This is a genomic window from Enterococcus spodopteracolus, assembly GCF_030441955.1.
Classification (GTDB): domain Bacteria; phylum Bacillota; class Bacilli; order Lactobacillales; family Enterococcaceae; genus Enterococcus_B; species Enterococcus_B spodopteracolus.
In genome coordinates this window covers 1-25,619 of sequence record NZ_JARJHD010000011.1, presented here as the reverse complement: position 1 = coordinate 25,619, position 25,619 = coordinate 1, and the positions used below count along the sequence as shown (strand labels likewise).

Annotated in this window: 21 protein-coding genes and 1 pseudogene; 3 read left to right on the top strand and 19 right to left on the bottom strand. The window is 40.0% G+C overall.

Annotated features, from left to right (window positions below):
- Positions 1-87: 87 nt before the first annotated feature.
- The 10 genes from P3R27_RS11405 to aroF all read right to left on the bottom strand — a co-directional run bounded on the left by P3R27_RS11405 (position 88) and on the right by aroF (position 8,544).
- Positions 88-597: a type 1 glutamine amidotransferase domain-containing protein gene (locus P3R27_RS11405; RefSeq protein WP_010736264.1), complete on the bottom strand. Its 510-nt coding sequence runs from the start codon at positions 595-597 to the stop codon at positions 88-90.
- A gap of 124 nt (positions 598-721) precedes the next feature.
- Positions 722-1,177 (bottom strand): type II toxin-antitoxin system HicB family antitoxin, encoded by a 456-nt coding sequence (locus tag P3R27_RS11400; RefSeq protein WP_126133906.1) that lies wholly within the window; start codon positions 1,175-1,177, stop codon positions 722-724.
- Between the two features lie 39 nt (positions 1,178-1,216).
- Positions 1,217-1,390 carry an addiction module toxin, HicA family gene (locus tag P3R27_RS11395; protein WP_080693183.1) on the bottom strand — a complete coding sequence of 58 codons (174 nt, stop codon included), beginning with the start codon at positions 1,388-1,390 and terminating at the stop codon, positions 1,217-1,219.
- 138 nt (positions 1,391-1,528) lie between these two features.
- Positions 1,529-2,395, bottom strand: a complete 867-nt coding sequence (pheA, locus tag P3R27_RS11390) for a prephenate dehydratase (protein WP_034690322.1) — start codon at positions 2,393-2,395, stop codon at positions 1,529-1,531.
- On the bottom strand, positions 2,392-2,898 hold the full coding sequence (locus P3R27_RS11385) for a shikimate kinase (protein WP_034690324.1): 507 nt from the start codon (positions 2,896-2,898) through the stop codon (positions 2,392-2,394). Before P3R27_RS11385 ends, pheA begins: the two co-directional genes overlap by 4 nt.
- A complete protein-coding gene (gene aroA, locus P3R27_RS11380; RefSeq protein WP_126133905.1) occupies positions 2,898-4,181 on the bottom strand; it encodes a 3-phosphoshikimate 1-carboxyvinyltransferase in 1,284 nt (427 codons plus the stop codon). Before aroA ends, P3R27_RS11385 begins: the two co-directional genes overlap by 1 nt.
- 4 nt (positions 4,182-4,185) lie before the next feature.
- Positions 4,186-5,265, bottom strand: a complete 1,080-nt coding sequence (locus P3R27_RS11375) for a prephenate dehydrogenase (RefSeq protein ID WP_126133904.1) — start codon at positions 5,263-5,265, stop codon at positions 4,186-4,188.
- A 13-nt stretch (positions 5,266-5,278) separates the two neighbouring features.
- Positions 5,279-6,445 (bottom strand): chorismate synthase, encoded by a 1,167-nt coding sequence (aroC, locus tag P3R27_RS11370; protein ID WP_301356815.1) that lies wholly within the window; start codon positions 6,443-6,445, stop codon positions 5,279-5,281.
- Positions 6,446-7,510, bottom strand: coding sequence for a 3-dehydroquinate synthase (gene aroB / locus P3R27_RS11365; RefSeq protein ID WP_126133902.1), 1,065 nt, complete (start codon positions 7,508-7,510; stop codon positions 6,446-6,448).
- 14 nt (positions 7,511-7,524) lie between these two features.
- Positions 7,525-8,544, bottom strand: a complete 1,020-nt coding sequence (aroF, locus tag P3R27_RS11360) for a 3-deoxy-7-phosphoheptulonate synthase (protein WP_034690337.1) — start codon at positions 8,542-8,544, stop codon at positions 7,525-7,527.
- Between the two features lie 553 nt (positions 8,545-9,097).
- Here aroF and P3R27_RS11355 point away from each other — a divergent pair.
- Genes P3R27_RS11355 through P3R27_RS11345 form a run of 3 tightly spaced genes read left to right on the top strand, consistent with a single transcriptional unit; the run spans position 9,098 to position 11,217 of the window.
- A complete protein-coding gene (locus tag P3R27_RS11355) occupies positions 9,098-10,489 on the top strand; it encodes a Y-family DNA polymerase (RefSeq protein ID WP_126133901.1) in 1,392 nt (463 codons plus the stop codon).
- Positions 10,452-10,961: a hypothetical protein gene (locus tag P3R27_RS11350; protein ID WP_034690341.1), complete on the top strand. Its 510-nt coding sequence runs from the start codon at positions 10,452-10,454 to the stop codon at positions 10,959-10,961. The genes P3R27_RS11355 and P3R27_RS11350 overlap by 38 nt, the downstream gene beginning before the upstream one ends.
- A gap of 16 nt (positions 10,962-10,977) precedes the next feature.
- On the top strand, positions 10,978-11,217 hold the full coding sequence (locus P3R27_RS11345; RefSeq protein WP_126133900.1) for a hypothetical protein: 240 nt from the start codon (positions 10,978-10,980) through the stop codon (positions 11,215-11,217).
- 149 nt (positions 11,218-11,366) lie between these two features.
- Here P3R27_RS11345 and rsiV read toward each other — a convergent pair whose 3' ends face one another.
- The 9 genes and pseudogenes from rsiV to P3R27_RS11295 form a co-directional block, all read right to left on the bottom strand.
- Entirely contained in the window at positions 11,367-12,233 is an 867-nt protein-coding gene (gene rsiV / locus P3R27_RS11340; RefSeq protein WP_126133899.1) for an anti-sigma-V factor RsiV, read from the bottom strand.
- 18 nt (positions 12,234-12,251) lie between these two features.
- Entirely contained in the window at positions 12,252-12,764 is a 513-nt protein-coding gene (locus P3R27_RS11335; RefSeq protein ID WP_034690344.1) for an RNA polymerase sigma factor, read from the bottom strand.
- A 1,163-nt stretch (positions 12,765-13,927) separates the two neighbouring features.
- Positions 13,928-14,167: pseudogene (locus P3R27_RS11325) on the bottom strand (type II toxin-antitoxin system RelB/DinJ family antitoxin); the annotation flags it as partial.
- A gap of 88 nt (positions 14,168-14,255) precedes the next feature.
- Positions 14,256-14,747, bottom strand: coding sequence for a glycosyl-4,4'-diaponeurosporenoate acyltransferase CrtO family protein (locus P3R27_RS11320; RefSeq protein WP_126133898.1), 492 nt, complete (start codon positions 14,745-14,747; stop codon positions 14,256-14,258).
- Positions 14,748-14,756: 9 nt separating this feature from the next.
- Positions 14,757-15,836 carry a glycosyltransferase family 2 protein gene (locus tag P3R27_RS11315; protein WP_080693184.1) on the bottom strand — a complete coding sequence of 360 codons (1,080 nt, stop codon included), beginning with the start codon at positions 15,834-15,836 and terminating at the stop codon, positions 14,757-14,759.
- 15 nt (positions 15,837-15,851) lie between these two features.
- The gene (locus P3R27_RS11310) at positions 15,852-17,348 is read right to left on the bottom strand and encodes a phytoene desaturase family protein (RefSeq protein ID WP_034690352.1); all 1,497 of its coding nucleotides are present in this window, start codon (positions 17,346-17,348) and stop codon (positions 15,852-15,854) included.
- 260 nt (positions 17,349-17,608) lie between these two features.
- Positions 17,609-19,138 carry a cardiolipin synthase gene (gene cls, locus P3R27_RS11305; RefSeq protein ID WP_034690354.1) on the bottom strand — a complete coding sequence of 510 codons (1,530 nt, stop codon included), beginning with the start codon at positions 19,136-19,138 and terminating at the stop codon, positions 17,609-17,611.
- Positions 19,139-19,499: 361 nt separating this feature from the next.
- A complete protein-coding gene (locus P3R27_RS11300) occupies positions 19,500-25,037 on the bottom strand; it encodes a WxL domain-containing protein (protein WP_284592379.1) in 5,538 nt (1,845 codons plus the stop codon).
- Positions 25,024-25,619, bottom strand: a 596-nt coding sequence (locus tag P3R27_RS11295; RefSeq protein ID WP_301399079.1) for a DUF3324 domain-containing protein, incomplete at its 5' end; no start/stop codon positions are given. The genes P3R27_RS11295 and P3R27_RS11300, both read right to left, overlap by 14 nt.

Genomic DNA, 25,619 nt, shown 5'->3' with positions numbered 1-25,619 from the left:
CTGCATTCTTTCTGTCCCAATCATTCTAAATTTTTTTATTCCTCGTATCACTATTTTGACTTGCAACGCTACAAAGTGGTCAATCGTTTAACCTAAGATCTCAACAATTGCTTTATTGAATTCAGGCAAGTCATCTGGTGTACGACTAGTAACTAATTGATTATCGATCACCACTGCTTCATCTTTGACATTGGCGCCAGCGTAAGCCACATCTGGACGAACCGTGTCGTAAGCAGTCATCGTTCTGCCTTCTGTTAGACCTGTTTGGATAAACAATTGTGGGCCATGGCAGATAGCAAATAACGGTTGGTCATTTTTCAAGAAGTAAGTAACGAAGTCAACAAAACGTTGATCCTTACGTAATTGATCCGGTGAGAATCCTCCAGGGATCAAGAGCGCATCGAAATCTTCAGGAGAAACTTCATCAATGCTGCGATCGATCGTGAACTCGCCACCTTTTTTGCCTTTGATCGTTTGGTTTGCTTCAAAACCAATCGTTGTCACTTCATTCCCCGCATTTTCCAATGCTTCTTTTGGTGAAGTCAACTCAATATCTTCGACTAAATCAGTTACGATTGCTGCAATTTTTTTTGCCATTTTTCCTCTTCCTTTCTTATCGCTTGATTCTAGCCTAAAGGATTTCAGGAAAGTGTGCAAATCATCTGTTTATGATTTATAACTTATTTTATTTAAAAGAAAAATGATATTTTCTCTTTTAAAATTAAGCACCTAGTTTTTCACGAACAATGGCTTCGGTCAATGTCTTTGAAAAACTTAGATGCATTTCTTCACCTAACTTATCTGCCCATTTTGGGATCATTACCGTCTTTTTTATAGGTTCCTCTGAGCCTAAATATTCTGTTAGATCTACAGAGACCATTGAAATAAATGATTTTTCAGCATCATATTCTAATGTGAACTCGGAACCACTTTTAATAGGATTATTTTCTAGAAGTGACAATGAACTGATAAGAGATGGATTAGGTAATGTTCGGTCTTCTGCTATCTCAGCCGCCAAAAAAATATCTAAGTAATCAGAGGCATTTTCGAGCGCTTCAGGAATATCAGATCCGCTTGTACCAGACATCTCCGGAAAATCTGGAAAGAAAACAGAAAATCCCGAGGCATAGTCTTCACTTGTTTCTAAATAGAATAATACCGGATATGAAACAAGCATGATTTTCTTTCTCTCTCAAGAAGGAGGAACAGAGCTATTTTAACCCTGCCTCAGTGTCGCATGTTCTGTCCCTTTAGGTAGCTTGGAAGGAACAATGATTAGTCGATTTACTCCTAGTAGTTTCACTTTTATATGAGAACCTTTTCCACCTTTAACTTTTAACCCACCTATGGAAATCAAGAGTTTGACCATTCCCTGTTGTGCCATTGGCATTGTTACAATACCTCCTGACATGGCTACACTAACACGTGAAGAAAAGAAAAATACGTGCTATACGTGTAAAAGCAAATATAGAAAAATTATTCAATAAAAAATAAACCAAGGCAGCTATCTAGGTTCAGCTGCTTTGATTTACTTTCTGCATGTCGCTTTTTTATCCTCACGGCTACGGTACACTGGATATTCTCCAATCAATTGGACCGGAAATGCTCGCTGTTCCAGTAGCTTGATTGCTTCCTTCAATTTTGTATCTGCTTGTTCAATCTCTACTTCGATCACAAAAAAGTATTCACCTAACGAGGTTTTTTGCGGTCTAGACTCAATTTTGGTCAAATTAAGTTTTTGTTCTGCAAATACCGCAAGTACTTGATATAACGCACCTGGGCGATTTTCTGGCAAGTCTACAAATAGCGTTGCTTTGTAAGTACTGACTGGTAACTGAGATGACATCGGTGAGGAACCTAGTAGCCAAAAACGGGTTTCATTGTTGCGGATCGATTGGATATCTTGCTGAACGATGGTCAAACCAAACTGTTCCGCAGCTTCTTTAGGTCCGATTGCCGCCATTTTTTGTTCAGGATGCTCAGCAACTTGTTGGGCACCTTGGGCAGTCGAACCCATTTGCTCGATTTCCACATCAGGAAACTGTTGTTTCAAAAATACTTGCGATTGTGCCAACGCTTGCGGATGACTACAGATTTTTGTTACCTCTTGCCACGTCTGTTGATGCTCAGGATGCACCATCAATTGTTGCTTGATTGGTAAAACGATTTCTCCTTGGATCATCGGTAAGGTTTCATAGACATGGTCTAATGTGGGCAATACAGAACCTTCGATGGAATTTTCGATCGGTACCATCGCATAATCGATCGCATCGTTGATCTGGGCATCAATCAAATGTGTTAAAGCTTGATACGGAGACCAATCGCCTTCTTTGAAATAATTCTTTACTGCACTATATGTGAAGGAACCTTTTGGGCCTAGATAACCAATTTTCATCGATTCATCACCTGCTTTATGATTTCTGAGACAACTTCTGCTGGTGATTTACCAGTTGTTTCTATCGTAAGATCTGCTAATCTTTCATAGTGTTTTTTCCGCGAAAAAAATAATTCTTTTAACTCTGTATCATCTTTATCGAGTGCCAACGGACGGGCTTGTTTGTGATCTTGCCGGATACGTTTAATCAGAAGATTAGGATCAGCTTTTAAGTAAACCACCAGATGATCTGTCAGCAGTCGTTGATTTTCTTCTTGTAGGATAACTCCCCCACCTGTCGCAATGATCCCTTCTTCTTGCAACGAGGTTTTCAATAGCTTCGTTTCTTCCTGTCGAAAGGCAGCTTCGCCATGTAATTCAAAATACTGACTGATTGAACAGCCAAACTCCTCGACTAGTTTTGTATCCATATCGATCAATGGTTTCTTTAACTGCATAGCAAGCTTGCGACTGATTGTTGTTTTACCGGCGCCCATAAAACCAATCAGCACAATTGCAGCCATTAGTTTTTCTCCTTGATCAGACCAGCTAGATCAGTGAAGAAGTCAGGATAAGAAATATTTACTGCTTCTGGATGGTTCAATTCAACTGGTTCAGCGGTCAATAACGCGGCAATCTGTAACATCATGCCAATGCGATGATCCCCATGACTGTCAACAGTTGCCCCATGTAAAGGTGTCGGACCATGAATGATCAACCCATCATCTGTTGTTTCGATGTTTGCGCCCATTTTTAACAATTCTTCCGCTGTCGCATCGATTCGGTTGGTTTCTTTCACTTTCAATTCTTGCGCGTCCCGAATGATCGTCGTGCCTTGTGCTTGTGTTGCAGCTAATGCCAAAATCGGTAATTCATCGATCAAGCGAGGAATGATTTCTCCTTCGATCGTACACGCCTGCAAGTTGGCAGAACGCACCATTAAGTCAGCTGCTTGATTTTGTTGATCGATCTGCATTTCTTGGATCGAAGCCCCCATTTCATTCAACACATCTAAAATCCCTGTTCGTGTCGGGTTGATCCCCACTTGTTTCAATAGCACTTCACTATTTGGCAAAATACTTGCTGCGACTAGATAAAAGGCTGCTGACGAAATATCCCCAGGTACCGCCACGTTTTGTCCAACTAACCGTTGCCCGCCAGCAAGTGTGATCACTTTATCTTCTACTCTGATCTCTCCGCCAAATTGTTTGATCATTTCTTCTGTATGATTCCGTGATCGTTCTTTTTCGATGATCGTTGTCTCACCATCTGCTTGCAGTGCTGCGAATAAAATTGCTGATTTGACTTGCGCACTGGCAATTGGCATCTCATATTCGATTGGTTTCAAAGGCCCACCAGTCACTCGTAAAGGTGGTAGATCTGGATGTTCGATCTCTTTAAGATCCGCTCCCATTTCACGTAAAGGATTCATCACTCTCCCCATCGGGCGACGATTCAATGAGTCATCTCCAGACACTTCTGCCGAAATCTTACTTCCAGCTAAAATCCCTAAAAGTAAACGGATCGTGGTACCAGAATTACCTGCATCTAAACGTTCTGTTGGTGTTTGTAATCCCTCTATGCCATGACCATAGACATGGATTTCCTCCTCTTCCTCTTCTATTCTCACACCTAATTGTCTAAATATGGACATCGTACTCAAGCAATCTTCTGCTTTTAAAAAGTTCGTTATCGTCGTTTTTCCGTGACTGATTGCACCAAACATGATGCTGCGATGAGAAATCGACTTATCTGCTGGAACCGTTAGCTCACCTTTGATTCCATGTGTCGCGTTAAGTAATTTCATTGTCTCAACTCCTGATCCAACAGTGAAAATTTTCCGCTTGAATCAATGCTTGTCCTTTTTCTAAATCGGTTTGATTTTTGAAGGACAGTTCAAGGACTCCGAAAATATCTTCTCTAGTTTCTTGTATTTTTAAATTGATGATTGAAATGTCTGCTTGGCTCAAAGCCGTTGTTACCTTAGCAACTGCACCGGAAATATCCGGAATATCAACGTATAGATCATAAAACGCTGGAATCGTTCCTTGTCGTTTTTTCGGCAACTGATCCCTTGTCTGCTTAGCTTGTGCAAAAAATCGATAAATGGCATCTTCATCATTTTTCGCAAGTTGTGTTTTCAATGATTCCATGGAGGATTGCCATTCTGTTAACAAGGACAACATGATTTCTTGATTTGTCAATAAAATATCTGTCCACATTTTAGGATCAGATGAAGCAATACGAGTAATATCTCGAAACCCTCCGGCTGCAAGTTGGGATGCTCTTGGATGTTTCTGATTGAGTTCATCACTGATTTGCACTAAACCAGCAGCCACGATATGAGGCAAATGACTTAATACGCCAACGATCTCGTCATGATTTTTGGCTTCCATCAACACAAATTTTGCTCGAGTCGGTTCTAATAGTTCCATCAGTTCAGCTACACGATCACTCTCATGATCATTGGTCAATATATAATAAGCTTCCTCGAACAAATTGGGATTGCCGGCTTTGACTCCAGATTTATGCGAGCCTGCCATTGGGTGTCCACCAATAAAAGTAAAAGGTAATTCCTTAGCCGCTGTCATGATTGCTGCTTTCGTACTGCCAGTATCACTGACCAATACAGTTTCCTTTAGCGGAAGTGTCGCTAATTGTTGCAAATAGTCCAAACTAACTTGTACAGGAACCGCTAATAAAATGACGTCCATTTGACTCGCTTCTTCGATCCCAGACACCAGATGATCCACTAATTGGACTTCTTCTGCAATTTTTCTTGTTTCTGCTGAATGATCCCATCCATAAAGAGTCACATTCGATCCTTTGATGGCTCGGCAAAGCGAAGCGCCAATCAGACCTAAACCTAAGACAAATACCTTTTTCTTCATATCCATCTCCTCACTAAAAGTCTTGGATCATCTGCCGATGACTGGCAACAGATTTTTTCAGCTCACTCATGTTATCGGCTGGGAAATGTTCAAGGATCTCCACGGCAAGTGCTGTTGCAATGACGTGTTCAGCTACCACAGAAGCTGCTGGTACAGCGGTACTGTCTGAACGTTCGACACTTGCTTTATAGGCTTCTTTTGTGTCGATATCCACACTCATCAACGGCTTGTAAAGTGTAGGGATCGGTTTCATCACACCACGAACGATGATTTGTTCCCCATTTGTCATCCCACCTTCAAATCCACCTAAATGATTGGTTGTCCGACGGTAGCCTTGTTCTTGATCCCAGGTGATTTCATCCATCACTTTAGAACCTGGTAAAGTCGCTGCATCAAAACCGATCCCAAATTCTACCCCTTTGAAGGCATTGATACTCAGCATGGCTTGTGCTAATTTTCCATCTAATTTTTTATCCCATTGGACATAACTACCCAAACCAGCCGGTACATTTTCAACCCGGACTTCGACGACACCACCTAAGGTATCACCTGCTTTTTTTGTCTCATCGATCAATGTTTTGACTTGTTCTTCAATCTCAAAATCGACCATGTTGACTTCGGAGATCGTTGTTTTTTCCTTGATCACCGCCACAGGTAGCACTTCAGGAATCGTTGCTTTGACCCCTCCAAGAACTGCTACATGACTGGCAATTTCAATATCTAGTGCTGCTAGGATCTGTTTTGCTAAAGAGCCGATTGCCACACGCATGGTCGTTTCTCTAGCTGAAGACCGTTCTAACACATTCCTAAGATCTTGATGTTGGTATTTCATTCCACCAACTAGATCCGCATGTCCTGGACGAGGTTTTTCTACTCGACGACGTGTGACATGTTTTTCTTCGATTGGCTCGACTGACATCACCGTCTGCCAATTCTTCCAGTCTTTATTCTCCACGATCATTGTGATTGGCGAACCAAGCGTTTTACCATGTCGAATACCTGAGGTGATTTGGACACGATCTTTCTCAATCTTCATTCTGCCACCACGACCGTACCCCCCTTGTCGCCTCGCAAGATCTTCATTGATTTTTTCAAGTGAAACTTCTAAACCTGCTGGGATACCTTCAATAATGGCAGTTAACTGTGGACCATGAGATTCTCCTGCTGTTAAAAAACGCATTTAGTTGCCCTCCTCTAAATAATCTTTCACGGATTCAAGCGGGATTTCTTGGATTCTTGCTTGTCCGATCGTATCTAATAAAATGATTTTCAATGTCTTTCCACGTGCCTTTTTATCATGGGTGATCGCATCATAAAGGGATTGCTCCTCCCACGGTTGGTACTTGATCGGTAACTGATACTTTTCGATCATTTGGATCAATTGCGCAGTGATACCCACTGGTGATTGTCCCAGCTTTTCGGCTTGTTTGGTGATTTGCACCATACCGATCGCTACGGCCTCGCCATGACTGATCTGACCGTAACCAGCAGTATTTTCGATGGCATGTCCGATCGTATGGCCAAAGTTCAGTAACAAACGATTCCCGTTATCGAATTGATCTTCTTCAACAACTTGTTTCTTCACACGCAACGCCTTTTCAATGATTTTTTCACTATTAGCCAGTAAGTCAGCAACTCCTGTTAAGCTTGCCAAATCTTGCCATAGCGTTTCATCACTGATTGCCCCACACTTGATGATCTCAGCGATCCCTTCTTGGATTCTACGCTCTGATAACGTCATTAACGTCTCTGGATCGATCAATACCCCGTCTGGTTGTGCAAATGTCCCAATCATATTTTTCGCCATGGGTGCATTGATTGCTGTCTTTCCGCCAATGCTTGAATCGACCTGTGCCAGTAGGGAAGTCGGAATCTGGACAAATGAAATCCCTCGCATATAGGTGGAAGCAACGAAGCTGGCTAAATCGCCAATCACTCCCCCTCCAAGTGCGATCACCGCATCACTACGCGTAAATTGTTCTTCTGCTAAAAACGCATAGAGGTTAGCTGCCATGTCGAGTGATTTGCTACTCTCCCCAGCTGGAACAACATAATGGACGACTTCGTAGCTTGCCCGCAACTGTTGACAAATTTTTTCGCCGTATATCGGAAAAACATTCGTATCACTGATAATCGCGATTTTTTTATTTTTCCAGATTCCTTCAATCCACTCAGACACATGATCGAGAGCATTTCGTTCAATGATGATCTCATAGCTTTTTTCTGGTAAGACAACTTCTAACATGACGCTCCTCTTTTCTATAAGGCTTTGATTTTATTCATTGCTTCAACTAAAATCTCGACTTCTTCCATCATTCGTAGGTAGTTCTTTTCATTCAATGATTGCTGTCCATCTGACCATGCGTGGATTGGATCAGGGTGGATCTCTACGATCATCCCATCTGCGCCACTAGCAACACCGGCTCTTGCCATTGGTGATACGAGATCCCAAACCCCTGTACCATGACTTGGATCAACGATGATCGGGAAATGACTTAATTTTTTAATGATCGGTACAGCACTTAGATCGAAGGTATTGCGTGTCGCTGTTTCGTAAGTACGAATACCACGTTCGATAAAGATGATGTTTGGATTGTTTTGTACCGCAATGTATTCCGCCGCGTTTAACCATTCTTCGATCGTTCCTGAAATCCCGCGTTTCAAGCCAATTGGTTTTCCTGTTTTCCCAACAGCTTCTAATAGACGAAAGTTTTGCATATTTCTGGCGCCGATCTGAATGATATCTGTGTATTCGCAAACGACATCGATATGGGCTTCATCCATGACTTCGGTAATGACTTTTAAGCCGTAATGATCCGCTGCTTTACGCATCATTTTCAGTCCTTCTTCTCCTAATCCTTGGAAAGCGTATGGTGATGTTCTAGGTTTGTAGGCTCCTCCACGTAGGACCGTTGCTCCACCAGCTTTTGCCATACGAGCAGTTTCCATGATTTGTTCTTCGCCTTCTACTGAACAAGGACCAGCCATCGTCACAAAACTACCATCACCGATTTTCAGGCCATCCACATCAACGACTGTATCTTGCGGATGAAATTCTCGAGAAGTCAGTTTGTACGTATTAGAGATTTTTACTGCACGCTCCACCGTGTCGTATCTTTCAAATGGTACACCTTGGATAATTTTTGGATCACCGATCAATCCTAAAACAAGACGATCTTTGCCGTAGTTGATCTGGACATCCAAGCCCTCTTCCTTGATACGTGAAAGTACTGGTTCTAGTTGGTTTACTTCAATTCCTGGTTTAATAATCAAAATCATAAGATAACATCCTTTTTTATTTTTATTTTTTTATCTCTGTTTGAACACTTGATCGACAATGGGAAATCGTTCGTTGTTTACTTAAAATAACTCGTTGGAAAATGAACTACTGTGGTTCTCCTTTCGTTAGGTATAAAAAAAGCCCGCCGTAGACAAATCTACAGTGGGCCTTCACCAATTCTAACAAAAAAGCCACTATAGATTTTCATCTATGTGGCGGACAAGTCATCTCAAACATCCTTAGCCATCATAGATACAAACGTTGTGTTTGCACCCATGAATGTCATGAATACAAACCTATCTAAAATAGCTAAAGTAATACGTATTCAGTTGTGAATTCAATGTGATTTTCATAAGAAATCGCTCCAAACTGATTTAAGATTGGTTTAAGTATAGATTTCTTTCTGAAATAAGTCAACTACTTTTTCAAATCTTTTTCTTTTTATGCTAATGATCCTTTAGAAGAGCGATGTTTTTTTTAAAGTTCCTATTGATTTTTTCGTTGACAAAAAATACGAACATGTGTTCTAATCATGTAGAAGAGGTGACTGTTATGTTTAAAAATCAAAATCCTGTATTTGACTATCATAAAGAACCTTCTAGAGATATTTTATGTATTGATTGTAAGTCATTTTATGCTTCTGTTGAATGTGTCTCACTTAGATTAGACCCTTTAACAACCAAACTAGTTGTTATGTCGTACCCCGGAAATTCATGGGAAGAACGTGGTAGCGGGCTGATCCTTGCCTCTAGTCCAGCTGCAAAAAAAGCCTACGGGATCACGAATATCAGTCGTGCGCGTGATTTGCCCTTTCCTTATCCCAGTGATTTATATATTGCCCCACCACGAATGGCTTATTATATGGAGAAGAACAAAGAAATCAATGCGATTTATAAAACCTATGCAGACGAGAGTAATCATCATGTCTATTCGGTCGACGAAAGTTTTTTGGATATCACAAATAGTTTGAATTTGTTCGATGCTCCTGATGCGCGGACACTTGCAAAAAAGATTCGTCAAGACGTTTATGATCAGACAGGGATCTATGCCACGATCGGTATCGGTGATAATCCACTATTGGCAAAATTAGCTCTGGATAATGAAGCGAAGGATACCCGAGACATGATCGCCGAATGGCGTTATGAAGACGTCCCTGAAAAACTTTGGCGGATTCCTCAGCTGACAGATTTTTGGGGGATCGGTCGAAAAACAGCGATTCGTTTAAATAAAATGAACATCCATAGCATCTATGAGCTTGCACATGCGGATTACTATCGTTTAAAAAGTGCAATGGGGGTAATTGGTACACAACTTTATGCCCATGCCTGGGGAATCGATCGAAGCTTTCTTGGTGAAGTCTACACCCCTAAATCAAAAAGCATCGGAAATAGTCAAATCCTCAATAAGGACTATACCCGTCGAGAAGAGATTGAAATCGTGATCAAGGAAATGGCGGATCAAGTAGGCACACGCTTACGTCGAGAAGAAGCAAAAGCACAAGTAGTTAGTCTGTGGGTCGGTTTTTCTTTGGGCTACACAGATATTTCAGGAAAAACTGGGTTTCACCAACAGATGAAAATCGAACCGGCCAATGCCAGTCATGTCTTAGCAGAAGCACTATTGATGATTTTTGATCGACATTATCAACGGCAAGATATCCGAAGTATCGGCGTCAACTGTTCTCGCTTAGTTTATGCGACTGGCTTGCAATTGAATCTATTCGATGATCCTAACGAGCAAGTCAATGCGGCAAAGATTGACTTTGTCGTGGATAAGATTCGACAAAAGTATGGATTCAAAGCAATCGTCCATGCACATAGTTTACTGGAAGGTGGTCGAGCAATCGCCCGCAGTTCGCTTGTAGGCGGTCATGCTGGCGGAATGGCTGGTATTGAAGGTGAAGGACATGCGACGCACGAAAAAAGAATTTCTCGATTACAATGAATACCGCGATCGCCCCTTTGGCTTGAAGTGGGGAACCGCTTTTGCCATGGATGAGCTAGTTAAAGGGATCGAAGAAAATGCAGCAGCCGCCTTAAAAGACCTCCCTCCCCAATCGCAAATGACGAGAGAGGAAATCGACCAAGTACTATTACAGTCTTTTCTCTACCGACAAAAAGTGACCATCCAATTAAACACAAAAGATGAATTTGGTCGATATAGAGAAAATATCGAGGGTGTTTTCTTAGGCGAATGTGATGAAGAATATCTGACGATTGACCAGCACCAGATTCTCTGGGAGAACATTCGTCACGTTGGTTTGAAACAAGAAATAAAATGGTTTGAGTTTAGTACCAACAAGACATATGACGAACAAATTTCACGATCAATCGATTGGAACAAGCCAAAGCAACAAGCTGAACTGCAATTGATCAAAGATGAATTTTATCAATATTTTGAAGAGGAAAATGACTAAAAGGGAGGCGCTACCGATGACAATGATAAAGAATCATTTCGAAACTGTCATAATCACTGCCTATATTGCCAAACAAGAAATTACGATCCAAACAAAAAAGGGAGAAAACTATAGAGGAACGATTCAAAAAAAGATGACAGAAGATGGCTTTTATGTAAACGAGGGCTTTATTGCTTGGGATGAACTTGATTCGATCGATTTAGAAGAGGAATATTTTCATTTTTGGCAAGAAATCGTCAAGCAAGCGGTTGAATAATTCAGATAAGCATTGGATTTTTCGGCCATTATTGAATGCTATTTCTCTCAACCTAAAAAGCGTCAACCGGTAAACATGTACAAAAGATTCTACCGGTTGATGCTATTATTCTCAGCAAAGAACGATTCTATTTGTAAAGTTTGAAAGCTTTAATTCAAATAGTTTGGGTCAGCCAATAAAGATTGGATTTTATTTTTATCAATAACGAATTCTTGTGTCCCCATAGCACCAGGTGCTACCTCGTATTTATCAAAGAAGATAACCAGCTGGTGTTCTTTATTGATATAAAAACTAGGATCTTTTTTTAATAAAAATGAGCCATTATCCTCTAGAGCAAAATAAGTTGATTCTGGATCTTTTTCCATACGATTTTTCATCTGTTCTTCAATTTCCTTTGAAAGAGCAATGAGATAATCATCATTTTTAAATAATAAAGGCAAAGACACAAGTACCTCATTTTGTTTATCTAACGTGTCAAATTGATTGTTCGTTTGCGTACTCGCAATTGTCTGTTCGATTGAACGATCAATCACTAAAAATCGCTCATCATTGACCAATATGCGATATCCACCTGTTGTATCAATCTGTTGCCCATTTTTCTTGATTTCTTTCACTCCTTCCTCATAAGCTCGTTGTCCCTCTGCGAGATATTTTCGATTCAACTGGTCATGGATTTCTTCTTTTCCAATTATTTTTGGAACAGCAATCCTGATACCCGATTCCTCTTCTTGGAATGAATAGGTTTTCCCAGTAATGATCGAAACCAATTCTCCTAGAACAGGGATTTCTGTCGCCCATACGCGAAAGTCTCTATTTTGAACACCTGCGAACAAAATAACTACAGAGCAGACGATCCCCAAACCGATATGGCCAGCATGTTTTACTTGTCGTTTCACCTTCACTTTTTTCTTGGCAATCGTAAAACGCTTGAATAGCTCATCTTCTAGCTGTTCAGGAATTTCCCCCGCTTGATACGCCTGATTCATCATACTTATTTTTTTCTTTGTTCCTCCCATTTCGCTATCCACTCTCCTTTATTTTAAAATTTCTTTGTAATTATCTAGTGAGCGATACATTTTTGTTTTCACTGTATTCTCATTTAAATTTAAAATCTGAGCAATTTCTTTCAATGTAAATCCTTCAAAAAATTTCAAGATAATGATCTCGCGTTCTGGGCTAGGTGTTTGGCTCAATAATTCTCGTAATTCCATGTAAGAAACATCATTTTGAAAATCGATGAATTCAAGTCCTGGACAGTCTTCCAATTCAAAATTCAAAGGCATTCGTTTATTCTTGCGCCAATAATCAATTGCTGTGCGGACTAGGATTTTATAAAACCAAGCTTGAAAATGATCGATCTTCTTTACCTTTGAGAAATCCATCAGCGCTTTTTGAAAGCTATCTTGGATAACATCTAGTGCATCTTCCGAACAGTGTGTATAACTATAAGCGATTCGATACATTTTTTGATATTGTGTCTCAATCAGCTGTTCTAACTGAGATTCATAATGTCTGACTCGCTGCTTTTTTGCTATCCGATTAAAAATATTAGATCCCTCCCTATCTCAAATAATAAATTTCACCCAGTTCTCGCATAAAATCCTTGTTTGCTTCCTTACGTAGTTGTGTATCTTTCGTTCTAGTCGACTCGCTTGTCCCTATCTCCTGTGGCTTTTCTTCTCGGATCGAAAATGTATCCATTGAATACATCCATAAAAAAAGGCTGGTAAACAGGAACAATAAGACTAGGAAAATTAGTTCTATCGTTAAAAATGAATAGTTTTTTTCATGTTTCATACGCTCACTCCACTTTCTTTTTTTATACTTAATTAGACGATCGTTTTCTAAGAAAAGTTTCAAAAAGATCCACTTTATTTTGAGCATTCCTACATTTTGAATCACTAACTTTGCACAAAAGACAGGTTTGTGAAATTCTGATAAAAGTATTAAGCTCCGATAAAAAGCACCAAAACCCCACAATTATTCATCAATGGATTTTGGTGCTTATTTATGTAGTGTTCACTTCTAGAAAGCCATTTATTCGTTTTTAGTAATCACAGTACCAACTGGCAGCTTATCTTTCCATTTTTTTATCCGAAATTTTTCCCCAAATAACTCTTCACTTTTCAAAAGGAACGAAACGAACGATAATATCGTTCAAAAAAAAAAGTCAGCGATTTGGCGTACACCAAGGGATATACCCCAGTGGAAAATAAACCAGGCAAGAATGTCAAGCATCACTAATACTCCAGTGGTCAAATGGATTAGTGGCATAAAATGCTCCTAAAGTTTGATTGTTCTTCCTAAAAAACGATTACACCATTTCTCTAATAGCTTCTAGAAAAAAATAAACGAGAGAATCCAAACACTTTAAAAACAAGTTTTGGGTTTTCTCGTTTATTTTTCTGAGTTGTCCATTTATTTCACAACTTCTTTAAAAAAATTCACTGTGAGATCCCAGCCTAGCAAGTATCAAGATTAATTGATCATTATCAAGCTTATATACTAATAGCTAATCAGGACTGATATACCATTCTCTAAATCCCACATAACTATCGGTCAAATAATGATCACGATACAGTTCGGGTCATTTATGTTGCCTTTGCAAAAGAGATAGCATCTTTCTTAGTTTTGCTAAATCTTTTCCCTGCTTTTTCGCTTTTTTATAGTCTCGCTTGAATTGTGAAGTATAAAAAGTCCTCCAGCAACCATCAGCAGAGCTGAATCCACCATGAATATTACCATCTCCAGCATCTTTTCTCGCTTGCAAAGTAGCCGGATTTCCCCTTTCAATTTTAAAAGGAAGTGCCAGTTTAGTTACAGACTGTTTTAAAAAAACTGTAATTGCGGTTGTCATATTCATACCCAACTCAGCAAATAATTGCTCAGCATCCTTTTTCAAATCCTCATCAATTGAGATATGGATTGGTTTCTTTTTTGTCGTTTCCATGTCATCACCTCTGCTGTTTTTCAACTTATAATTAACACCAAGACAACATATAAACAACATAAAAGAAACATAAATCCGTTTTAAGAAGCTACTTATTCCTCATTTTTCTAATGAACGCTCGTTCCAATCGTGGCCGATTATAGCGTTGGATCATAATAAATGGGATATTGACAAAAAGCGCATAAAAAACCATGACCCACCCCGCCCATTTGGGATTCCACAAAAAGAAAAGGAACGCTGGCGCGATCAATAGCCAATGTGTCAGCTCTGCTCTTTGTGTTTCAATGATGAATTTTTTCAGTGCGGCAGAATCAGTCTTACCAAGTCTTGATTTATCGAATCCACTCTTGGCAATCACAGTACCATCTGGCAGCTTGTCTTTCCATTTTTTGATCTGAAATTTTTTCTCCCAAATAACTCCTTGCTTTTCAAAAGAAAAAGAACGAAACCAACGACGCTTTCTTTCAAAAAAAGAGTCAGAAATTTGACGTACACCAAAGGATATACCCAAATGAAAAATAAACCAGGCAAGAATGTCGAGCATCACTAATACTCCAGTGGTCAAATGGATCAGTGGCATAAAAACCTCCTAAAGTTTGATTTTTCTTCCTTTCCAAGTCACTGATTTCAAAAGATAGGTTTGGATCAACGACCACAAAAACAAGAAAAGAAAGAAGATAAAAAAGAACGGAAAAACGAACAAGAAAAGCGGCTTGAAATTTCCTACACGTTTGGCAAATACAATACATTGGAGCACATACAGGCAATAAATGACCAGTGCGAGCGGCCATTGTTCCATACCAAAAGCCAACACTGAGCCAACTCCACCACTTATCCAGAGGATGACTCCTAACAAAATAAAGGGATTGGTTGCTCTAGAAGCTGTGGCAAAATCCTTTGTCCACCCTTGGATCAATTGCTTGAAACCTTCAGGATACATGCGAAAAGCAATCAACTCTTTCCCACCATATAAATGGATGGGAAATCCTGCCTTTTGAAAACGTTTGGCTAAAGCCATATCATCTAAGATCCCACGAGGCATATCTTTATGCCCATCGACTTGGAAATAATCGGTTTTCGAGCATAAGATACACGGCCCAAACGCCCCCGCTGCTTTTAATTTTTCACCCAGCACAGAAAAAGTATTCAACCCTACTAGAATGACCACATTGAAAACAAACGAGAACTGTTCATAAAAGCGAACAGTTTGATGAAACGGTTGAAGCGACAGCAAGCCACTATTCCCTCTTTTTTCGTATTCCTTCAATAGTCTTTCCAAACTATTGTCTGTCTGAAAAAAGGTATCTGCGTCTAAAAATATGAAATGCTCACTTTGGGCCTTTGTTGCACCTAACCAACAGGCAGCCGCCTTGCCATGCTGCTCACGATCATTTGAGTAAACTATTGCATCTAAGTTCTTGGCGATTTTTGCTGTATCGTCAGTGGAAGCATCGTCCACGACGATGATTTCTCGTGGTTGGATCGTTTGCCTTTGGATCGATTGTAGTAATTTTGGGAGCGTATTTGCTTCGTTACGTACAGGAATAATGATTGAAACATTTGTATCAAAACGTTTTGCAGAGGTTAGGTTTGTGATGAATGGCAGTCGATAAAAGATACACCAACCTGAAAGCCAAGCGACAAAAAGGACGATCATTATTAGTACCAAAATAAGCCTTCCTTCCTATACATCTGCTTCTCTTTGGGCAATCTTGTCACTCACTTGTTGCCCACTCAAAGTGACCATGGGCATACCTGCACCTGGATTGACTGTCCCACCTACAAAGTATAAGTTGTCATAGCACTCACTATGTTTTGCATGTTTGAATCCATGATTTTTCTTGCGATCAGATACAGTCCCATAGATTGCTCCACGATGTGATAAATAATTTTTTTGGATATCTTCCGGGGTCCAACGATTTTCATAGACAATATGTTTTCTCAAATCCGTTAGCCCCATCGTTTCCAATTTGATCAAAATACGTTCACGAAAAGCATCATATTCTGCTTCTGTAAATGGTTGATCTTGTAGATAAGGGATATGAGGTAAAATCTTGATATTCTCATGCCCTTCGATCGTTTGGGAAGGATCAGTCTTATTCACATTCACCAAATAGATCGTTGGGTCTTCTGGCAACTGGTGCTGATGGAAGTTTTGATCAAAATTTTCTTTCTCTGCATTTGAAAAGAAAAAATTATGATGGGCTAATTGCGGATATTCTTTATTAACACCTAAATGCAAGACAAACCCTGAACTTGCTGGTTCAAATTTCTTTTCTAACTTCTCAGTAAACGCTGGTTTTTCATCTAATAACTGTTCATAAGCCGGGATGACTTCCATATTCGAAACAAAATAATCTGCTTCGATCACCGTCCCATCTGCTAGTCGTGCCGAACGGATCTGATCATCCTCTACATTTAATTTTTCAACATAAATGCCGGTATGGAATGTCACGCCAATCTCTTTCCCAAGTTTCACGATTCCTTCCGCAATCTTGTGCATCCCACCTGGTACATACCAAACCCCTTGCGCATGTTGCATATAGATCATCATATTCAAAACAGCAGGTGCATCATAAGGAGACGAACCAACATACTTACTAAAATAACCGAGCATCTCCTGCATTTTAGGATGACTCACACGTTTAGCGATCCCATCATGCATCGAAGAAAAATAATCAAATCCTTTCAACGCTTTGATCACACCATGTTCTTTTAAAATCTCCATGGTCGAATCAAGCCCTTTGTCAAAATAACCGACTTCTGTGGCCGCATAGATTTCCTTCGCATAGTCTAAAAAATCTTGATACTCCCTCATGTCTTTTACAGTCAGCAAAGGATTTTCTTGAGCCATTTTCGTTAAATCACTGTATAGATCAATCGTTGTGTGATCAGGAAAAAAAGAACGCCACTGCAAATCTAATCGTTCGATCGGAATGTAATCTGCCATCTGTTTGCCACTCGTGAGAAACAGTTTTTCAAAAATTTGGGGCATCGTTAAAATCGATGGACCTAGATCAAAGCCAAATCCATTTGCTTCTAAACGGTTCAATTTCCCCCCTAAATGATCGTTCTTTTCATATAGCGATACGTCGAATCCTTCTTGGGCTAAGGAAACTGCAGCAGACAAACCACCAAGTCCACCTCCCAGAACAATGACTGATTTCTGTTTGTTTTTCACAAAATCACCTCTTACTTTCTAAGTCTTAAAGCTCATTTCCACAGATGTAAATTCGTATGATCCAACTGTAAAAAAACACTTTACATCTATCTCTATAGTAGCATATCTCTAAAAAAACTTATTTCATTGCGCATTGTATTGTTATAAAACACTAAGAAAGGATAAAAGAAAAAACAGAAGAAACAAACACGTAAGAAACGCTTTGTCTATTCTGTCTTAAATTAATGGCACGTTCTTAGGCGCTGATTCCGTTGCTTCTATTAAAGTATCGGCACAAACAAGCCACTGATTTTCTCTTTGATTTTCGTCCATGCACTTCGCCGTTGCCATTCGTCTTTTTTGACCTTTTCGGCGTGGGCTAAATCTTCTGTAAAATGGACGTTCAATTCATCGATCGTTTTTGATGGACCATAAATGAACATTGATAGTTCATGATTGAGATAAAAACTACGAATATCAAAATTAGTCGATCCAATCGTTGCGACCACATCATCAACGATCATATATTTACAATGGATAAATGCAGTTGTATCGTAGATCGACACTTCAACTCCTGCCGATAACAACCCATCAATAAACGAGTTCGTCCCATGAAATGAAATCCCGCGATCGCCTTTTCCTGGTATGATCAATTGCACTTTGATCCCACATCGAGCTGCTCGTCTAAGCGCCCCAAGTGTTTCTTCATCTGGAATAAAATAAGGCATAGCAATCTTGATCGAATCAACTGCTTTACCAATCAAGTCATTGAAAGAGTCTTTGATGATCCTCTCTTGATCATACGGCCCTCCGTAAACAACCTGTACGATTTCTGAACCTTTTGGTTGTTCCGTTTGTAATGGAAAATACAGATCTTGCTGATTGATAAAATAAGTAATCGTTTCTGTCCCTTCATCGAGAAATAACCAATCATAAATGAAACATTCCTGCAACTCGAGTACAGAAGGCCCTTCGATTCGAACATTCGTATCTCGCCAATAAGAAAACTTTTTTCCGCGCCCACTATACTCATTCCCGATGTTCATACCACCAGTGTGCGCAATTTCCCCATCGATCACCACGATTTTCCGATGATTACGCCAATTGGCTTTGTTACTCAGCCACGGTGAGTTCAAGAGATCATAGGTTCGTACTTCTACACCATTTTCTCGCATCGTATCTAATAATCGATTCGGGAAAGCAATTGATCCGACACTGTCATACATAAAACGTACTTTGATTCCCTGTTGTGCTTTTTCGATCAAAGCAGCAACTAGTTCTTCGCCAGTTTCATCCCCTTTTATAATATAGAAGAAAACATGGACATGATGTATTGCCTGTTTGATATCGTGCAACAATGAAGCAAAAGCATCCGCTCCTTCTTTTAACAATGACAATTGATTATCTTTTGTTGGATACTTTGCGGAAAGATGGAAAATCTCATTGGAAAGATCGTGCTTGGCATGGATGATTTCTGAATGTTCCTGAAGAATTTTGGACACCGTCTCTTGTATGTTTCGTTCATTGTCTAGTTGCTGTTTCGATAACTTGCGTAATCGTGGCTCACGACCAATCAGATAGTACAGCATGATCCCGACGACCGGTAAAAATAATAACGCTAAGATCCAAGCAATTTTAGAGGTTGCTTCTCTTTGATCAAAAATCACTAAATAGCCACAAAGAAGAAAGGCAAAAATTTCCACGATCAGCCACGCATAAATGATTTGATTCAAAAAAATAATCAGCGAAACAGCTACAAGAATCAATAATATCAATAATATTTTGTATTGTTGCAATTTATTCTTTATCATATTTATCTCCATATTCGCTCGCTTCGTTTTTTTTGTTGCTTCTTTTTTCTGTGCCAATCAACGTTAATGGTGACAACACACCTTATATAGATTATATACGTTATAGTTACTCTAGTGTAAAGAAATCTCTCGTTTTCTTCGCACTTTTTTACAGAAAGTTTTCTACTATAGAAAAATACTTTTTTCCCTCAGTGTTAAGAAGATGAAAGAAGTGAAATACTATTCGTCATTTCATACTCTCTAAAACTGAGTAAATGTATTTAAAAAAAGAATGTTAGCAAAAATAAGCCAGAAATCCCGAAAATCTTGGGGGTTTCTGACTTATTTTTTGGAGCTGTATCTGGCTATCACAACTCTTTTTTTATTGATTTTCTGGAACACTACTCAATTCCCAAGTAAGTGTCGTTGAATATTCTTTGGCTTCTGGATTCGTTCCTTTCGGTACATACAAACCAACACTTTTATCTGCTGTCTCTGCATTCCCAAAACGATAGATCCAGGTTCCTGTTCCAGATTTTTCATCTGCTTGTAATAAGATTCTTTTAGTATTTGGTATGATTTTTTGGCCAGTTTCTTCTTTTAGCGCAGGCGCTGTTCCGCCTTGAGCTGTCACTAGTTCTTGATTGAGTAACTGGATCTCAGAACCAATCAATTCATGACCATTTTGATTACTGAATTGTCCATTCTGGGTAACCGATAATTGCCAACCACTTCGCTCATTGTCCGGTCGACGATCACTGATTTGGATAAAGTTTGGTCGTTCTTGTATTTCATTGACCGTGCCATCTTCGTTCAGTAAACGTTGGGGTTGGGCATAGTAGGTTTTATCCTTCACTGAGATATTCTGTTTCCCAAAATTGAAGCGAGAAATAAAATCGATACTTAATGCTCCTTGTTCTTCTGGAAGTTCTGGTTGATTTTCCGGAAGAACTTCATTTTCAGGGTCTAATGGGTCGACTGGCGCAACAGGATCAAAATTTCCAACAGTTAAAATAGTTGCCTCAGCAAAAGTCACATCATGGAAATCTAATGGTTGTGCTGGATTGATATTCCCTTGTTCATCATTTGTCAGTGGCGGATTTACAATTCCAGCTGCTTTTGCGGAACCGTTCTTGTCTCTTAAAAACACTTGGATTTCATCGTCTTCTGCTAACTGAATGGTACTAAGGTCAATGCTAAATTTCCCATTTTCATCCACCTCGACATTTTCTGTGTCGATTTTTTGTCCATTATGAGTAGCTGTCACCGATACATCAGGATTCTCGGAAACTCCTTCAATCTTTTGACTATTTCTTGAAATGATCGAAGAAGCAAATGTTGCTGGTTTCGGTGGAACAATTGGAAAGACTTCTACTGTTTCTGTCAAGATTTGATGGTCAAATCCAGTCGTCAATTCCCCACTACTCAACTCAACCTTGCTGATTCGAACTTTTGAACCTGCTTCTAATGGTTCATCCAGCTGTACTTCAAACAGTCCACCACGAGGTTCTTCATTGTAGATACTAATCCCTGGTGATTCATCTGAGTGTCCTACCGTTTTTGCCTTATACTCTTTTTTCTCTCTTGCAGGTGATTCTACTTCTATGGTAACCACGGCTTCATCATCCCAAGCTGGTCGACTATCATCTAATCCCACTGGAAGGCTCACTCGCCCATGAATTTTCGTATCGGCATTGGTTGGGACTCTGAGTTCATCTGCTATCGCCCAACGACCATTATTACTACTCAATCGACTGTATGCTGTTAAACCTAGAGTTCCAAACACTTCCGTATTTAGCTGTGTGGGGTCGCTTGTCTCTCTTAACGTATTAAAATTTGTTCCAGTAAACGAATAATCCATGCTTCGGAAGTCTAAATTGGGGTCACCATTCAAATCAGCGCCTTTTCGCCAAACAGATAAATCACTATTTGTTGCAGTTAGTGTCGATGCACCACTAACGTTAAATATGTTCCCCCCACCAACGCGAGTATTTCTAAAGTCCATAAATAATGGATTATCAAAATCAACAGTTAAATTTCCAGCATTGAATATTCCTGCCGCGTCTGTAGCTGTTCTTCCTTGAGCAATGAAAGTGGCTCCATCACGCGCTTCAATTGCTCCTACCTGACTTTCCATATCGATCGCTGCACCGTTATCGGCAATAATTTGTACATTTGAGCCTAAACCATCGACTACAAAAGAATTATTTCCACCATTAGGATAATGTACCCCTTGATTGGCTAACCCAGATGAAGTATCTTGATTTATAGGTGTACCATTCCCAGGATTATAAATAAAAAATTGACCTTTATTCTTGATTTCAATATGGTTATTTCCACCATTCATTCGAATACCTGGTGTTCTGCCTCCAGATTTACTTATATTCATTTTTGCATTATCTATCGTAAACTGATATCCTCCAACACGTATAAATCGCAGTACAGCAACTGCACCATTAGCTGATGAATCAGTATTGCCTGCTGTTAAATTTAATTCTGACTTCTCTAATAAGTTAAATTGACCATTGGCACTGAGCAAACTTAATGCCGAGGCACGATTTGCATGGATGTTCAATTTTGCGCCTTCTGTCAATCTAACTTCAGCATTAGAGTTTGTAGCACCCCCACCCGTACTCGGAGCACCTAAAAAAACGGCTGCGTTTAATTCGGCTGCTGCAACATTACTAATAATCTCCATCTTTGATTCAGACCCACTCATTTGTAATAATGCACGTGCGCCATGTATGGCTATACTGTTCGCATTATCTGATGTTGCATTTACTCGGGCACCATTTTCTATAGCAAGTACTGAATCTGCTCCTGCTAACCAAATATTTCCACCAGAGCTGGCTGCTTCAAAAACAGCATCAGAGTGATCAAGTAAGACTGTACTATTGTTGCCGACCATATGAATATTGTGTCCGGCGGCTCCGTTCGCCTCCCACTGGCTCTTTGAGATGGCTAATTTATTGGTAGTTCCTGTTGCAGCATAACCGACGCCACTACCCTCTAGCTTTAAATTTACATCACTAGAATCAACAAGTGTCGTTGAATTATTTCCAGTTAATACTATTCCACGTCGATTGCCAGAAGTAATATCAATTGAAATGCTCGCTCCATCTGTTATATTTAGTTCTGGTTCATTTCCTCTGAGATGAACGGCATTATTGGCTGTAGCAGATCCTGCACCTGTTCCACTGGTAGTGGTTACACCTAATTTTGAACCACCTTCTAAGTCTATCTTAGGTCTCGCATTATTGTTCCCAACTTGAATATTTTCGGTAGTACCTGTTCCACCACCAGAAACTGTGAAGGTACTATTCTTTTTCAAAGAAAGTAAAGCATCGGTCCCTTCCAAAATCATTCCTTGAGAAGCACCTGTATCTGTCATTTCAATCGTACTCTCATTTAACAATACTTGTGGCGTTGCTCCTTGCAAATAAACTCCTCGACCAGTCATTGTTTTCATCGTCAGATGACTGTTATCCAAATTTAAGACAGGTGAAGCTCCAATCAAATTCATGCGTTGACCAGCCACTGTTTCGATGGATGTTTTGCTGTTTATCGCATGAAATCGTGCATCGCTTCCATTTATATTAATCCCTTGCCCACTTTGTGTATTTATATTAAGCTGGCTATCTTTGATTGTCAGATCAGCCTCTGCACCATTTAAATAGACCCCTCGGCGCGCATTGGAAATAACTGAAACATTTAGTTCTGATTCTTCTGATAGCGTCATTTTTGGTTGCTCACCACGTAAATGTAACCCATTATTCGCCGTATCCGAAGCACCACCTGTACCACTCGTAGTAGCAACCGTCACTTTAGACGCACCGGTCAGTGAGAGTTCTGGACGAGGGTTATTGGCGCCAATTTGGATGTTTTCAAATGTTCCCGTTCCGGCACCATTAATTGTCAGTTCGCTGTGTTCTGTTAAATCCAACAGCGCGTCTGCTCCTTGTAAAATCATTCCTTGTGAAGGTTGGCTATCTGTTATTTCAATCGTACTTTGTTTTAGTAACACTTGTGGCGTCGTTCCTTGTAAATAAATCCCTCGACCACTAGTAGCTCCCATTGATAATTGGGTCTGATCCAATGATAACTGGGGATTATCGCCGATCAAATTCAATCGTTGTCCGGTGGTACTTGTTAAACTCCCTGTAGATCCCACATAGTTGACTTTAGGTGATACACCTGTCAAGGCAAGTGTGGCTCCTGTTTCAGAACGAATATCAGTATGACTATTCGTTACAGAAAATGTTGGCTCCTCCCCTGATAGATTTACTGCTGATTGGGTAGTAGAGGTAACTGATAGTTCTGAGCTATCCACGATCACTTGAGGAGTATTCCCTGATAGATTCATGGCTGACTGTGTGGCTGAGGTCACAGATAATTTCGAATCATTCACAATTACCTGGGGATTATTCCCGGATAGATGTAACCCTCTTTTGGCTGCAGTACTTGTCGTCGTCAAATTACTTTTATCACGAACGGTGACTTTCGGTCCTGATCCAGTCATAGCAATCGTATTATTACTTGTGTTAGTAGGAGTAGCAGTCGTTCCTACTGTATTGATCGTTAAATTTCCAGCAGATTGGAGTGTGATTTCCGCATTTTCTCCTCTGAAATCAATCGCGTTGGCTACACCCGAAGTCGTAGTAATTGTTACAGTTGCGCCGGTTTCGATTGTTAGTTTAGGTTCGGAAACCGTCGCAGCTGCTAGAAAAATCGTGGCATTTCCACGACTGATCGTCACCTGCGCTTGATTGATTGCCTTGACTTCTTTTGCTTCAATGAAAGTTTGTGCAGAACTTGTACGTGTGAAGTTACTCGTCCCACCTGTAAATTGAACCGTTCCTTCTGGAATTGATGCTAGTCGCATCGTATTGGCATTGACTTCTGCCACATCTTCTATTTCTAATGTCCAATTGCGACTAACTTCTGTTGTTGCGTTGACTAAAGGAGTAGCACCGGTTTTTGTCACGGTTGCGTCCTCTATCCGAAAGGTCGTAGGTTCACTCACTTCTGCGAATTGAAAATAAAAACCATTGTTCCCAAAAGTCAGTGTATGACCGTTTCCTTGTATCTTGATTGGTCGGTCGATCGTCATGATATTGGCTGTACTTTCAGTCAAATTCGCTTGAACAGAAATCGTTGAAACATCCGGATCAGCAATGGCTTCGCGAAATTCTACCATTGTCGAAACTTCCGCTATCTGACCGGAAAACTCGTTTACTGTTGCTTCTTTCTTTTCTATTGACGACTCAGCTTCATCATCTGCGTGTTCATCAGTTTCCGCCACAAACGGATCATTATTTTCTGGTTCTGATAGTTCATGTTGACTCTCTTCTGTAGCATCATCTGTTCTATTATCAACTTTTTGTTCAAAACTTTTTTGCTCTTCTTCTGTTTGTTCAAGAGAAGTAGTCGGTGAATCGATAGAAATGGTCGTTTTCGCCTCTTCAACAGACGCTTCATAAGTTCCTACTTCTTGAAAAATAAGTGGTAACGTAAATGTTTCCCTTGGAGCCTCTGAGTGGAGTAGCCAATGATTCTCTTCCACTGTTTCTGTAATAGTCAATCCAGCGGGTAATCTCTCTTTATCCACAACTGCTTCTTTAGGTAAACGAATCTTGGCTTCTTGTGTTGGTTTATTCGCATAAAAAGATACGGATACAGGTTCTGTTACCTCACCTGTAACTCGCAGGTTGCTGGGAGAAAAACGTAAAGGGACCTCCGTCACTTCCCTCAACCCATCTAAATAGTCATTCGCAAGCATACTGCTGTCTGTTGTAACTTCTTGCACATCTACTGCTTCTACAGAAGTTGAAAATAGCACAGATGTAGGGAGTGCAACGGTTTGGACACAAAAAATACTTGTACATAAAACAACTAATTTATGATATCTACTCGTTGTCATTAACCGAATCATCCCTTTCATTTTTTTTCTTTTTCAACAATAACCAAACAATGATCAACAACAATAGGATGATCAGACTAATCGCTGCAACGATCCACCAATTAATACCTGTATCAATTGTGACATCTGCACGATTCAATGCTCTCGCTTCATCCACATCAATGGTAAACTTCCGTTCCCATTGCCATTCCTCTTCTCCAGAGCGTGCCGTCATTTTTAACAAATATTCACCACTGCGAAAACGATCGCCTTCTAAAGAAATCGGAAAATTGAAATTGGAGTTTGGCGCCATTTGCATCTGTTCTTGACTGGCTTGGTATAAAATTTCTTCTTCCCCCACTTTTTGAACCGTAGCTTCAACTTCTAAGCGATTCACAAATGTTGGGGTGAAGTTTTGTAGATTCGCACTGATGACATTGCGATAGTTGAGTTGATCGGCAAAAACATCTAACAACTCTAAATCAGGTTGTACAGCATCTTGTTTGTTGCTCACAACTACACCGATGATATACGCAAACTCATTCTGGATGGCGACCCCTTCTTCATCAGTTGTTTCGTCAGTTGTATTTTCTTTGACTTCTT

What these genes read in the sequence shown, in the direction of transcription:
- P3R27_RS11405 (WP_010736264.1), bottom strand. Translation starts at nt 597, where the DNA reads ATGGCAAAAAAAATTGCAGCAATCGTAACTGATTTAGTCGAAGATATT.
- P3R27_RS11400 (WP_126133906.1), bottom strand. Translation starts at nt 1,177, where the DNA reads ATGCTTGTTTCATATCCGGTATTATTCTATTTAGAAACAAGTGAAGAC.
- P3R27_RS11395 (WP_080693183.1), bottom strand. Translation starts at nt 1,390, where the DNA reads ATGCCAATGGCACAACAGGGAATGGTCAAACTCTTGATTTCCATAGGT.
- pheA (WP_034690322.1), bottom strand. Translation starts at nt 2,395, where the DNA reads ATGAAAATTGGTTATCTAGGCCCAAAAGGTTCCTTCACATATAGTGCA.
- P3R27_RS11385 (WP_034690324.1), bottom strand. Translation starts at nt 2,898, where the DNA reads ATGGCTGCAATTGTGCTGATTGGTTTTATGGGCGCCGGTAAAACAACA.
- aroA (WP_126133905.1), bottom strand. Translation starts at nt 4,181, where the DNA reads ATGAAATTACTTAACGCGACACATGGAATCAAAGGTGAGCTAACGGTT.
- P3R27_RS11375 (WP_126133904.1), bottom strand. Translation starts at nt 5,265, where the DNA reads ATGAAGAAAAAGGTATTTGTCTTAGGTTTAGGTCTGATTGGCGCTTCG.
- aroC (WP_301356815.1), bottom strand. Translation starts at nt 6,445, where the DNA reads ATGCGTTTTTTAACAGCAGGAGAATCTCATGGTCCACAGTTAACTGCC.
- aroB (WP_126133902.1), bottom strand. Translation starts at nt 7,510, where the DNA reads ATGTTAGAAGTTGTCTTACCAGAAAAAAGCTATGAGATCATCATTGAA.
- aroF (WP_034690337.1), bottom strand. Translation starts at nt 8,544, where the DNA reads ATGATTTTGATTATTAAACCAGGAATTGAAGTAAACCAACTAGAACCA.
- P3R27_RS11355 (WP_126133901.1), top strand. Translation starts at nt 9,098, where the DNA reads ATGTTTAAAAATCAAAATCCTGTATTTGACTATCATAAAGAACCTTCT.
- P3R27_RS11350 (WP_034690341.1), top strand. Translation starts at nt 10,452, where the DNA reads ATGCGACGCACGAAAAAAGAATTTCTCGATTACAATGAATACCGCGAT.
- P3R27_RS11345 (WP_126133900.1), top strand. Translation starts at nt 10,978, where the DNA reads ATGACAATGATAAAGAATCATTTCGAAACTGTCATAATCACTGCCTAT.
- rsiV (WP_126133899.1), bottom strand. Translation starts at nt 12,233, where the DNA reads ATGGGAGGAACAAAGAAAAAAATAAGTATGATGAATCAGGCGTATCAA.
- P3R27_RS11320 (WP_126133898.1), bottom strand. Translation starts at nt 14,747, where the DNA reads ATGCCACTGATCCATTTGACCACTGGAGTATTAGTGATGCTCGACATT.
- cls (WP_034690354.1), bottom strand. Translation starts at nt 19,138, where the DNA reads ATGATAAAGAATAAATTGCAACAATACAAAATATTATTGATATTATTG.
- P3R27_RS11300 (WP_284592379.1), bottom strand. Translation starts at nt 25,037, where the DNA reads ATGACAACGAGTAGATATCATAAATTAGTTGTTTTATGTACAAGTATT.